At 41.9% G+C, this 13,012-nt stretch carries 10 protein-coding genes; 6 read left to right on the top strand and 4 right to left on the bottom strand.

The window, feature by feature from the left end; all coding sequences use genetic code 11:
* The first annotated feature begins 41 nt into the window (after window positions 1-41).
* Window positions 42-1,163: a pyridoxal-phosphate-dependent aminotransferase family protein gene (locus DPF90_RS16830; RefSeq protein ID WP_114787484.1), complete on the top strand. Its 1,122-nt coding sequence runs from the start codon at window positions 42-44 to the stop codon at window positions 1,161-1,163.
* Window positions 1,164-1,205: 42 nt separating this feature from the next.
* Here DPF90_RS16830 and DPF90_RS16825 read toward each other — a convergent pair whose 3' ends face one another.
* The 4 genes from DPF90_RS16825 to DPF90_RS16810 form a co-directional block, all read right to left on the bottom strand.
* Window positions 1,206-2,981: a PglL family O-oligosaccharyltransferase gene (locus DPF90_RS16825; protein WP_114787483.1), complete on the bottom strand. Its 1,776-nt coding sequence runs from the start codon at window positions 2,979-2,981 to the stop codon at window positions 1,206-1,208.
* A gap of 61 nt (window positions 2,982-3,042) precedes the next feature.
* Complete coding sequence (uvrA, locus tag DPF90_RS16820) at window positions 3,043-5,865, bottom strand: excinuclease ABC subunit UvrA (RefSeq protein WP_114787482.1); 2,823 nt, start codon at window positions 5,863-5,865, stop codon at window positions 3,043-3,045.
* 128 nt (window positions 5,866-5,993) lie between these two features.
* Window positions 5,994-6,866, bottom strand: coding sequence for a UTP--glucose-1-phosphate uridylyltransferase GalU (gene galU, locus DPF90_RS16815; protein WP_114787481.1), 873 nt, complete (start codon window positions 6,864-6,866; stop codon window positions 5,994-5,996).
* A gap of 106 nt (window positions 6,867-6,972) precedes the next feature.
* Window positions 6,973-7,620, bottom strand: coding sequence for a LuxR C-terminal-related transcriptional regulator (locus DPF90_RS16810; protein ID WP_114787480.1), 648 nt, complete (start codon window positions 7,618-7,620; stop codon window positions 6,973-6,975).
* A 270-nt stretch (window positions 7,621-7,890) separates the two neighbouring features.
* Here DPF90_RS16810 and DPF90_RS16805 point away from each other — a divergent pair, with 270 nt between their 5' ends.
* From DPF90_RS16805 to DPF90_RS16785, 5 genes are all read left to right on the top strand, one after another.
* Window positions 7,891-8,439 (top strand): single-stranded DNA-binding protein, encoded by a 549-nt coding sequence (locus DPF90_RS16805; RefSeq protein WP_114787479.1) that lies wholly within the window; start codon window positions 7,891-7,893, stop codon window positions 8,437-8,439.
* 146 nt (window positions 8,440-8,585) lie between these two features.
* Window positions 8,586-10,601 carry an RNase E specificity factor CsrD gene (csrD, locus tag DPF90_RS16800; RefSeq protein ID WP_114787478.1) on the top strand — a complete coding sequence of 672 codons (2,016 nt, stop codon included), beginning with the start codon at window positions 8,586-8,588 and terminating at the stop codon, window positions 10,599-10,601.
* Window positions 10,598-12,037, top strand: a complete 1,440-nt coding sequence (locus DPF90_RS16795) for an MSHA biogenesis protein MshI (RefSeq protein ID WP_114787477.1) — start codon at window positions 10,598-10,600, stop codon at window positions 12,035-12,037. The genes csrD and DPF90_RS16795 overlap by 4 nt, the downstream gene beginning before the upstream one ends.
* A complete protein-coding gene (gene gspM / locus DPF90_RS16790) occupies window positions 12,037-12,684 on the top strand; it encodes a type II secretion system protein GspM (protein ID WP_114787476.1) in 648 nt (215 codons plus the stop codon). The genes DPF90_RS16795 and gspM overlap by 1 nt, the downstream gene beginning before the upstream one ends.
* Entirely contained in the window at window positions 12,677-13,000 is a 324-nt protein-coding gene (locus tag DPF90_RS16785; protein ID WP_114787475.1) for an MSHA biogenesis protein MshK, read from the top strand. Before gspM ends, DPF90_RS16785 begins: the two co-directional genes overlap by 8 nt.
* Window positions 13,001-13,012 lie beyond the last annotated feature (12 nt).

Below are 13,012 nucleotides of genomic sequence, written 5' to 3'. Positions count from 1 at the left end.
AATTACACTTTGTGACATGCACAGCTTCTAAGGAGCATAGGATGACTATTCAGAGCTTTATTCCTCCCAAACGTATTCTCATGGGACCAGGTCCATCGGATATTTCACCGCAAGTATTGCAAGCATTAAGTCGCCCTACGGTCGGCCACCTTGATCCGCTTTTTGTTAACATGATGGATGAATTGAAACAGCTTCTTAAATACGCTTTTCAAACCGATAATGAGTTTACGATAGCAGTCTCAGCGCCAGGAAGCGCGGGCATGGAAGCATGTTTTGTTAATCTGATTGAACCTGGCGATAAAGTGATAGTGTGCCGCAATGGTGTATTTGGAGAGCGAATGCGCGAAAATGTTATTCGCGCAGGAGGAAGCGCCGTTATAGTCGATGACAACTGGGGTGAGGCTGTATCTTTAGATAAAGTGGAGAGCGCTCTTAAAGCACATCCTGATACTAAGGTACTGGCTTTTGTTCATGCGGAAACGTCGACAGGTGCGCAGAGTGATGCGAAGTCTCTGGGAAAGTTAGCAAAGCAATACGGCGTCTTGACTATTGTTGATACTGTTACATCACTGGCTGGGATACCTCTAAAAGTTGATGAATGGCAGCTAGATTCCGTCTATTCGGGAAGTCAGAAATGTTTATCTTGTGTGCCTGGGTTATCTCCGGTTACTTTCTCACCCCTTGCGATTGAGAAGATTCAAGCGAGGCGCACTCCGGTACAAAGTTGGTTTTTAGACCAAAGTTTGGTACTGGGGTATTGGAGTGGCAAAGGTAAGCGCAGCTACCACCATACAGCCCCGGTAAATAGTCTATACGCTCTTCATGAGTCTTTAGTTATGCTAAAGAATGAAGGGCTTGAAAACACATGGAAACGTCATCAAGAGATGCACAATAAACTTAAGAATGGCCTTGATAAATTAGGCTTTGAGTTTGTTGTTGAGCCCGATATACGCTTACCGCAGTTAAATACCATTTTGGTACCTCAAGGTATAGATGATGCTAAGGTCCGAGGTCAGCTGTTAAACCAGTACAACCTTGAAATAGGTGCTGGGTTAGGGGACTTAGCAGGTAAGGCATGGAGAATAGGGCTTATGGGCTATGGTGCGAGAAATGAAAATGTATCGCTATGCTTAAGGGCGTTAGAAGAAGTTATGGCTTTATAAATGGCAATAATTCTATCGGGCGGTCTATTCGACCGCCAGTACTTACTCTGATAGTTGATTGATGTCTGGTTTGAGCGCATCGATGTTTGGGGCAATATATTGAACATTAGAAAAATCACGTTTGGGGAATAGATACTGCGCTTCGCTACGTACTTGCTCTGCTCTAACCGTGTCTCCTAACCCTTGATAGGCAATAATCAGGTTGTTATACAACGCGGGCCTTGGCTTGTTTCTAATGGTTCTAAGTGACCAATCTATATAAGGCTGGATATAGTTAGCTTCTTGTTGAAGCAGACCTATATTGAGGTAAGTGCTGTAAATATCCCAATCGTACCTGTCTTTCCATAGGATAGGGTTTGTGACCTTATCAAGAAGCTTTGGATCTTTGACAGTCGAAGTTTCAAACTTAGTCAGTATGTAGTTAGTATGTAAAGCGGTGAGCATATAGAAGCTGACAACAACAGGGATGATTAAACTCATCACTCTAAGAGAAGTTCTTGTGATAAAAGTAATTGAAGTACTTCTGTATGAACGTGCACGTTGATCAACCCAAAAAAGTAAAATGATAAATGTTATCCAATGGATTGCCGAATGGTAGAAAGGATATTCGAGTTGACTATGCAATACGATAGGAACAAACAAAGCAAACATTGCAAGCCGAGTTCCTTTTTTGGCACTGTAGATCCTTAATAACACGATTATCGCTGCGATAATGATAGCTAAAACGGGTAGTAGCCCACCTTCAACGCCCCAAAAAAGCAATTCATTATGAGGGTGATCTAACGAAGGAAAGCCAGGATCGTAATTGGCATTCAGCTGATGCTGTCGAGCAGTGTAAGTGATATATTCTGGTTCAAATCGACCGTAACCATAGCCGGTAAAGGGCTTTTCAATCAACATATCCAATGACTGTGGAAAAAACAGAGATCTAGCTTTATCGCTTACCCGAGCTTTCTCTGTCATAAGTTCCGTATCACCTATTAATACGGTGATACTACTACCAATAATGAGTCCTATTAAAACTGATACAATCCAGCCCCAGAATCGTTTCGCGGTTGCAAATCGATATAGATAGGGTAATAGCAATAACACAGCTAAAAAGCCACTTAACCAGCCTGTTCGAGAAGCGAGAAATAGTATTAATGGAATAGTCAAAGTGGGCATCAGGTATAGAAGTGAAACTTCACTGATCCTACTGTGATATTTTTTTGGGTGCTTGGTAAGCAGGTAACCTGATAAAACTAGGCCAGTTATAAGGAAGCTAGCCATAACATTGGGCTGCTGAAAAATCCCATAGGGACGATTGACACTAGTACTATAGCCAAAAGCATTGTTGGGTTCGAGTACAAGATATTGCACCCAACCAAATAAAGCCTCAATCAATACGGCAATAGTAATAAACCACAGTAAGCGCTGTTTTTGTTTGTTACTAAATCGAAATTGCTGAAGCAATAAAAATAACGCCATGCCAGACCATAGCCCAAACAATCGACCCAATGAAAGATAAATATCTGACTTTGGATAGAAAACAGGGAGAGTTAATAATACGCAGCAAATAAATAAACCTATGCTGAGTTTGTTGTATCTTATGATCCCTTGGGTGCCTATCTGATAAAGCCCTATTGCCAAAGATATGCTAACTGCAATCCATGTTGTCGTATTGAATGACAACTCAAGTCCAGAACCACCCGGATTAGGCATGAATACATGCATGCCAAGAAGAAAAATGATTGCAATGGATACAAGAAAAGGCTTAGTCATTGGCAACTTAGGCTTCTGGGGTTCCAAATTTGTGCCAGTAAGGTGAGTACTTGCCATTGGTTACAATATCCTTGAGAGATAACAGGCCAAAGGTGGCCTGTTATGCTTAGTTTTTTGTTTATTTTAACATAGGCTTGAGAAATCTCGCTGTGTGAGAGCCAGTTATTTTAGCGACATCTTCTGGTGTGCCTTGAGCAATAATCTCTCCTCCTCCTTGTCCACCCTCAGGTCCTAAATCGATGATCCAATCGGAGGTTTTGATGACATCGAGGTTATGCTCAATGACTACCACTGTATTACCATGATCTCGAAGGCGGTGAAGTACGATGAGTAGCTGCTGGATGTCATGAAAATGGAGACCTGTGGTAGGTTCATCCAAAATATACAATGTTTTTCCAGTGTCTCTCTTCGAAAGCTCTCGGGCTAGCTTTACTCGTTGCGCTTCGCCTCCTGATAAGGTTGTTGCGGCTTGACCAAGACGGATATAAGACAGCCCGACATCGATTAAGGTTTGCAACTTTCGAGCAATAACAGGTACAGGATCAAAAAATGCGCGTGCATCTTCGACTGTCATGTCTAGAACTTGGTCAATGGTTTTGCCTTTGTAATGCACCTCTAAGGTTTCGCGATTATAGCGCTTACCCTTACACACATCACAAGGAACGTATACATCTGGTAAAAAGTGCATCTCAACTTTTATGACGCCGTCGCCCTGACAAGCTTCACACCTTCCTCCGCGAACATTGAAGCTAAAGCGTCCGGGTTTGTAACCACGCGAACGTGCTTCTTGGGTTCCAGCAAACAATTCTCTAATTGGAGTAAAAATACCTGTGTAAGTCGCTGGATTTGAACGTGGAGTACGCCCGATTGGGCTCTGGTCAATATCAATGACTTTGTCAAAGTGTTCTAGACCCATTATTTTCTTGTACGAGGCTGGTGTGGCAGTGGTTGCCCCATTCAGTTGGGTATGGGCAATTTTAAAGAAAGTATCATTAATTAATGTTGATTTTCCAGAGCCAGACACGCCAGTGATACAACTAAACAGGCCGACTGGAATATCTAATGTGACGTTTTTTAGGTTGTTTCCTGATGCGCCGCTAAGTGTTACTACTTTATTCTCATCTTTTGGCGTACGTTGAGTGGGTATAGTGATTTCTTTCTTTCCACTTAGGTACTGTCCTGTGAGCGATCTTGGTGTTGCAATAACATCTTCAACTGTGCCTTGTGCAACTACTTCTCCACCATGCACCCCAGCACCTGGGCCGATATCAATCACATGATCAGCCATTTTTATTGCATCTTCATCGTGTTCGACGACCAGTACTGTATTACCTAGGTCACGCAGGTGAGTTAATGTTTTTAATAGTCGTTCATTATCACGTTGATGCAGGCCAATTGACGGCTCATCAAGCACATACATCACGCCAACTAACCCGGCACCTATTTGGCTTGCTAGTCTGATGCGCTGAGCTTCTCCGCCAGAAAGTGTCTCTGCGCTTCGTGAAAGATTGAGGTAATTTAGGCCGACATTGACTAAAAACTGCAGGCGGTCATTCACTTCTTTCATCACCTTTTCGGCTATTTGTGCCCGTTGGCCTTCTAATTTCAGTGATTCAAAGAATTTTAGCGCATCCGCAATGCTAAGTTCGACAATTTCCGGTAGGCTGGTTTCGCCAATGAAGACATTTCGAGCTTCAAGCTTTAATCGGCTTCCATCACAGCTGCTGCAAGTTCGAGTGGAAATATATTTGGCCAGATCTTCTCGAACAGAATTGGATTCAGTATCCCTATACCGGCGCTCCAAATTATTTAGAATACCTTCAAAAGGGTGACGTTTGACTCTGATATCTCCTCTGTCATTGATGTACTTAAACTCTATCTCAACTCTTCCTGAGCCTTTAAGAATAATATCCTGAATTTTATTTGAGAGGGACTTAAAAGGAGTGTCTAGGTCAAATTTGAAATGCTCAGCCAGTGAAGACAACATCTGAAAGTAATAGTAGTTCTTTTGATCCCAACCTCGTATTGCGCCTTTTGCAAGACTAAGATTGTCATCAATCACTATCCTTTGAGGATCAAAGTATTGCTGAACACCTAGTCCATCACAGGTATGGCAAGCTCCAGCTGGGTTATTGAATGAGAAAAGCCTGGGTTCGAGTTCTTGCATACTGTATCCACAATGTGGGCACGCAAAATTAGCAGAAAAAATGATTTCTTCTTCATCGCCTTCCATTGAAGTGACAACAGCAATGCCTCCTGATAACTCAAGTGTCGTTTCGAAAGATTCAGCCAGTCTTTGCTGAAGATCTTTACGTACCTTAAATCGGTCAACGACCACTTCAATTGTGTGCTTTTTATGTAGCTCCAACGTAGGTGGATCGGATAAGTCACAAATGTCACCGTCAATTCTTGCTCGGATAAACCCTTGCGCTGCTAGATTTTCAAGTGTTTTAACATGCTCTCCTTTGCGCTCCTTAATGATAGGGGCGAGTAGCATCATTTTAGAGCCTTCAGGGAGTTCGAGTACTTTGTCGACCATTTGCGAAATGGTTTGGGCACTTAGTGGAACTTGGTGCTCTGGGCAGCGTGGCTCTCCAACTCGTGCATAAAGCAAACGAAGATAGTCATAAACTTCAGTGATGGTCCCTACGGTTGAGCGAGGGTTATGAGAGGTTGACTTTTGCTCAATAGAAATGGCCGGAGATAAGCCTTCAATATGGTCGACGTCGGGTTTTTCCATTAATGACAAAAATTGTCGAGCATAGGCAGAAAGGGATTCTACGTAGCGACGCTGCCCCTCGGCATAAAGAGTGTCAAAGGCTAAGGAAGACTTACCAGAACCAGATAACCCAGTAATAACGACAAGCTTATCGCGTGGGATGGAGAGGTTAACATCTTTGAGGTTGTGAGTTCGTGCTCCGCGAATATCGATCTTATCCATTACTATCGCCCAATGTAAAAGTAAGTGGGCTAAGTATTACATAGAGTGATTGATGTTCAAAGAAAATACTGGATAAAAAAACAGTGACCTATATCTAGTAAGCTATGGGTCACTGTTTAGTCTAATGACTACGACTCTTTTGTTGTCGATTGCTTATCCAGCTCAGACTTTTTGCTGTCTTTAAGGTATAGATTTTCAAAGCAGTAGTTGGTTGCTTCGATGTAACCTTCAACGCTTCCGCAATCAAAGCGCGTTCCCTTAAATTTATAAGCGAGTACACAACCAGCTTGCGCTTGCTTTAATAGAGCATCGGTTATTTGAATCTCACCACCTTTTCCTGGCTCCGTATTCTCGATTAACTCAAAAATATCGGGCGTCAAGATATAGCGACCTATGATGGCTAAATTACTTGGTGCCGTTCCTGGTTCTGGTTTTTCAACCATGTTGTCAATGCGATAGATATCATCTTTGATCATCTCACCTGAGATAACTCCGTACTTATGGGTTTCATCAGCAGGCACTTCTTGAACCGCAACAATAGAACAGCGAAATTGCTTAAATAGCGCAACCATTTGTGCCAAAACACCGTCTTGATCGTTAACGCATAAATCGTCAGCTAAAACCACAGCAAAAGGTTCATCACCAATCAATTCACGGCCAGTCAATATAGCATGCCCCAATCCTTTCATTTCACGTTGACGGATATAGGTGAAATTGGCACTGTCAATAATGTCACGAATGTCAACGAGGAGTTCTTCCTTGTTGGTACCACTGATCTGGTGCTCTAATTCATAGTTCTTGTCAAAGTGATCCATGATTGAATGTTTGCCACGGCCAGTCACAATGCACATGCCGTTCATTCCAGCTTGGATTGCTTCTTCAACACCATACTCAATAAGGGGTTTGTTGACGACTGGCATCATCTCTTTTGGCATTGATTTGGTTGCTGGTAGAAAGCGTGTGCCATAGCCTGCAGCCGGAAAGAGGCACTTTTTAATCATGATAATACCTTTGTCATCAATTGTTCTAAAAAATCGGCGCTACTATAGCATTTTTTATTCCATTACTAAATTTTAATAAAGCTGATTTGAGCTCCTTGACTCATATTTAAGACAGCATATGCTGATTAGCCCAAGCAATAGCCTGCACTCTGTTTTTTACTGATAGCTTTTTAAAAATCTGATAAAGGTGCGACTTTACAGTGAATTCACTGATAAACAGGTCATCCGCAATTTGCAGGTTGGAAGCTCCCGTTTTTAGGCAGCGTAAAATCTGGATTTCTCTTGAGGTTAGGTCGACCGTTGCTGGAGAAGTTTGACTCAGTATGACGTGCCTATAATAGTGAATCAGTTGTGCTGTGACTTTGCGTGGCAACCAGTTTTGACTATTGATGACTTCTCCACATCCTCGAGCAATCGACTCTATAGACTCATGGCGATAAAATAGGGCTTTTATATTCCCAAAGCAGAGTATTTCCTCTGTAGTTAGCCGTTTTTCTACATTAAATAAAATCGTTTCAAACATTTTATTGGATAGTGGTAGATCACGAATTTGATTGTTTAGTGTTTGGTAATTCTGATGATCTATCATCAATATCTTATGCTTGTGTAGTTGCATCGCGTACATGAGATCGTTAGGCTCAATATAAGGAATTTCAACGCACAGCTGTTCTTGGACTTGGTCGATGACAGGATCATTTTGCTGATTTTTTTCGGTAAGAAAGTAAATCGTTCGAGCATAGATATTTTTAGCCATAGAAGTTAATCATTACACTTAATTGAAACATGCCCACAGAGTGAAGGAGAATGTTTCAAAGTGCGAATCTTGATCACAGTATTGCGTTAAGTTTCATATAAATAAGTAAATTTTAGATCTATCAATCACGTAGTGACCGGTGTTTATTCTAGAATAGTGCATGAGTATTGGTGGGAAAGCTCCATTGCGTGGATTGCAATTTGTTCATGGACTAAAGCGTGTTATCCTTGCTGTTTATGTGTTAGTGAATCAATTTAGACGGAGCGAAACATGGCGAGCCGTGGAATCAACAAAGTTATATTAGTCGGTAATCTGGGCTCTGATCCAGAGGTACGTTATATGCCAAATGGTGGCGCCGTTGCAAATATTACAATAGCGACCTCTGAAAGTTGGCGTGATAAGACGACAGGAGAGCAGCGCGAGAAAACAGAGTGGCATCGCGTGTCTCTGTTTGGCAAGTTAGCTGAAGTAGCTGGTGAGTATTTACGCAAAGGTTCCCAAGTCTACATTGAAGGTCAACTTCAGACGCGCAAGTGGCAAGATCAGAATGGCCAGGATCGTTATTCAACGGAAGTGGTGGTTCAGGGCTTCAATGGTGTTATGCAAATGTTGGGTGGTCGTGCTCAAGGCGGTGCGCCAGCTCAAAGTATGGGACAACAGCAACAGCAAGGTGGTTGGGGCCAACCTCAACAGCCTGCAATGCAACAAAATCAAGCTCCTCAAACACAGCAAAACTATTCTCAGCCCTCGAATCAAGCGCCCAGTCAGCCTCAGTATAATGAGCCGCCGATGGATTTTGATGACGACATCCCATTCTAACTATCTGAATCTTGAAAAAAGCCGCGAATTTCGCGGCCTTTTTATATAGTAAAAAAATAAACTTATCACTGAGTATAATCAGAGTTCATTTCCCCATTATTTAGGACTTTGAGCTAATAATTTCCATGAAAAGGAATTCGTCATCTATGAGGTATACACCTACCTTAAAGCTGAGCACTCGCTTAGTTGCTTTTGTTACTCTTATTGTCATTAGTGCGATGTTTATTTTGTTTTTAGGTGGAACTCTTTCATTCAAACGCTTGGGCCAAGAATACCTTGAGCATTCATTACAAGGCATTGTTGAGGTCTTAGATAAGGAACTGGAAGATCCAGATGCAGCGGACTCGCTACAGCGATGGATGCCTAAAATGCTCAGAGCTTCAAATATCATAGAAATGGAGCTTCTGTCTGATAATGGCGCCATTTACCGCTATATAGATACTTCTTCTAATGTCGAACCAGCATTGCTCTATGACACTGAATACAAGTTGGAGCGAAACCCTGACTACCGCCTTCATTTCAAGGCTGTTCCACCATATATTGGTTATGGCTATTCTCTTGAAGCATTGTGGTCCATTACTCTGGCTGTCATTTTGATTATTTTTTGTCTTGTTCGCGGAGTTAAATGGTTAAAGGAACAGCTGGCTGGATCTGAGTTGCTTGAGGAGCGCGGAAGAATGATCCTTGCAGGGCGTGTAGAACAATATGCGAAAGGCGACATTAAAGAATGGCCTTACACGGCTAGTGAAGCTTTAGATAGTCTAATCGAAGAATTACAAGATGCTCGCCAAGAACGCAGCCGCTTTGACACTTTTATCCGTACGCAAACTTTTTTAGATCAACTGACAGGAACAGCTAACCGAGTTTTATTCGATAGCAAACTTGAGGCTGCTTTATCTGAACATGGTTCTCATGGTGGTGTTTTACTGCTGCGTATTGATGATTGGGAGCAGTTGCGAGAAGAGTCAGGTAAACAAATGGCTGATGATTTTGTGATAAGTGTTGGTGAGAGTCTAAATAATATTATTCAACGCTATCCTGATGTGATTTTATCTCGATACTATGAATCAGACTTTGCTATCTTCGCACCTCACCTAGGCAGTAAAGATGTATCCAACATTGCCACAAGCAGCCTCAATCAATTAACTAAATTGCAAGCTCCAGCACCATTAGACAAGGATAACTGGGTACATATAGGTATTACTATGTATCGTGAGGGAGAAAGCCAGGAGCGAATTTTAGATGAAGCGGAAACTGCTTTAAAAAGTGCTCAGTTACAACGCGTCAATACGTGGAATAAGTTCAAGAAACGTCAATCCCAAGATGAAGAGCGAGGCAATGTGCGTTGGAGAACCTTGTTTGATTTATCTATCCAAGCAGACAAGTTGGTTATCTATTATCAGCCTTGCTATTTGTTGGATTCCCATAAAGAAAGAATATTTGACCATAATGAAGTATTTATCAGGCTCAATGAGCCTGATAAAGGACTGATTAAAGCTTCTCGATTTAGTTCAGCTATTGAATCTGTTGGGTATGAAGCGGTATTGGATCGTGAAGTATTTACATCTATTATAAAATTTCTAAAAGTATCACCAAAATTAATGTGTTACGCTATTAATATACATGTAGTTCCATTTGCAGATAGAAGTTATCTGAAGTGGTTTCAGTATGAGCTACTACAATTGACTTCAAGACAACGCAAACAGTTAGTGTTTGAATTTGCTGAGGCAAGATTGATTAAACATTTGGACTATATGAGACCAGTAATAAAAATGATAGCTGGATTGGGCTGTAGAGTTGCTGTTGGGCAAGCGGGACGTTCTATAGTCAGTACTCACTATCTCAAAGATCTCCCAATTGATTTCCTAAAACTACATAGGAGTTTAGTTAAGCAAATCGAGCAGCGTGATGAAAATCAACTTTTTGTTCGAAGTCTATTGGGAGCCTGTGAGGGACTAAAAACACAAGTTATTGCTGTTGGTGTGGACAACAAACAAGAATACAAAACCATGATTCGTTTAGGTGTCCAAGGAGTTCAAGGGCGTTATTTTCAGCCGGAACAACAGTTGTTGCCAACAGTGACACCAAAAACAAAAGCGTTGATGCCCAGTCAAGTTAAGATCGGGCGTCGCAATCGGTGGCGAAAAGTTAGCGGTAAATGAATATTCAGTCATTAATAGAAAAGTTCAAGTCTAACAATCAAGTACGTAATTGCTTGACAGTTGTCGTTTTGCCGAGCGAACTGTATTTTTCACGGCTAGATAAGCATGATCTAGCTTCCAAAGTCGCGGTCGAAGGAACCTCTTGGCAAGATACCTTGCGTAGTGCGCTTGATGAGCTTGATATTTCCAATTTGACTCTCGACTTAGTTCTAAACTCAAAGCTTTACCAGACATATCAAATCGATAAACCCAACATCCCCGCAACGGAACTAACAGGGGCCCTGCCCTTTTTATTAAAAGATCTAATCAGTGAAAAAGTGACAGATATTATTGCCGATGCGACAGAACTGCCTGCTGGCAACAAGCTGCAAGTTTATGTAGTGGCGAAGAGCCTGATTATTGAGCTGCAACAAATGCTATTGGCACTAGATATACAACTCGGGCGAGTCTTAGTTGAAGATGAAGTATGGGGCGTTTCAGCGCCTGAAGAGAAAAGTTTTTTGCTGTTACAGCGAAGTAAACAGCGGAGTTTTAGAGTCAGTGCCTTTGTTGAGCAACACTGTGCTTTCCAGAGAACCATGCGTGGGATAGCGTCACCACTAACTGGTGTAGCAACCAGTGTTCTGCAACTGGACGGTATTGCTTTAGAGTTGCAGCGATCTATCGATTATCTTTCATCACAACTAAGAGGCACCTCTTTGCACAAAATGAAAGTGTGTTGTGATGAAGAAGAATTACATGACTTAGTGGAAGCATTAAATGAGCGCCTAAATGTCGGTGTGTCCGCCTTAACAGAAACATCGTGTGAGTCGGGAGAGGTCTTAGTTAAATTTGCCTCTGATTTAGGACCGAATGCAATTAACTTGTATCCAGAGTCACTTAAACCTAAGACCGAATATTTTACGCTAGCTAACATAGCCATAGGTTGGGCTCTTGTCGCGGGCTTTTTGCTCACAATAATCGGTTATCTCTACTTTCAGCATGCGTATTTAAACGGTGATCTTGAGGAGTACCTTAGTCAACAGCAGCAAGCCGAGCAAAAACTATCCGAACTTAATCAGAAGCTTGCCAAACACAAACCTTCTGCTGCCAAGATTGCGGCGGTTGAAAGACTCAAAACAGATATCCAAGCTAAGCAGGCTTCACTAAAAGCGGTGGCCAAGTTTGATGAATCTCAGCAGTTGGGGTATTCGGGAGTAATGAAAGCCTTGGCTAAATTAAGCCGCCAGGACATTTCTCTTAATCGTATCTTTATTGATGCCGATACTATGGATATACAAGGTTTTGCTCGTGAGCCTAAAGTGATACCAAATTGGGTCGGTCAGTTTCAATCAGAGGTCAACTTAGTCGGTCGTACATTTGAGCAATTGCGTATTGGACGTAACGACCAAGACATAGTGACTTTTGAATTAAACAGTCAGCGGGAGCGGGAGTGATGCATCCTCTATTGACTCAATTGGACACTAAGTTTAAAGCTCTAAACCAGAGAGAAAAGCTTTTGTTGGCTATATGCGGTTTAGTCGTCATTACTTTGACAATGTCGGCTTGGCTCATCGAACCTTTGGTAAAATCAAATCAGGAATTAGAACGCCAAGTCACCTTGACATCGCAAAATTTCCAAAGGTTAGAAGCAGATATATTGATAGTAACTGCTAAGCTGAACAAAGACCCTAATGAAAACTTGAACAAAGAGTACAAGAAGCTTCTCACTGAGAGTCAAAGGTTATCCGAGCAACTCGCCTTACTAATGGAAGACTTTATTTCACCCAGCGAAATGGCTCAGTTATTAGACAAGGTACTTGCTGAAACTCAAGGGTTAAAGCTGGTGTTACTGGAGTCGTTGCAACCTAAACCGATAATGGGAGTTGATAATCAAAATCAGACTGGGTATTTCATGCACCCAGTGAGAATCGAGCTTACTGGTGGTTATTTTTCAATCCTGGCTTATTTAACCACATTGGAGACTATGCCGGTCAATTACTATTGGAGTAGCTTTACCTATGCAGTCGATGCTTACCCTAACGCACGAGTGACCCTAGAGGTTTATACTTTGGGGACAAGACAGGAGTTTATTGGTGGTTAGAGTACTAGGTAGTGTGCTGTTTGTTTATGCATGTGTGGTGGTTGCATCTCAAGATCCCACTGCACCGCTTGGCTGGCAAAAGCCTGATTTAATAGAAGCAAAAAATAAGAAGAAACAGCAACCTTTGCCTAAACTGCAAAGTATAGTGTGTACAAACCAAGTTCAATGCCGAGCGGTACTGAGTGATAAGGCAGTATTGGTTGGTGACACAGTAAATGGTTTTAAAGTCAGTCAGATTGAAGCTCAATCGGTGACGATTTCTCGGGGAGGAAAGCAATGGAAGCTAAAGATTTTTACTCAAGACATCAAAAATTAAGGTAACTTGTAT

The organism is Vibrio tetraodonis (assembly GCF_003350295.1).
Classification (GTDB): domain Bacteria; phylum Pseudomonadota; class Gammaproteobacteria; order Enterobacterales; family Vibrionaceae; genus Vibrio; species Vibrio tetraodonis.
Note: the sequence above shows the minus strand (reverse complement) of the source record. Positions and strands in the feature narration are given on the sequence as shown.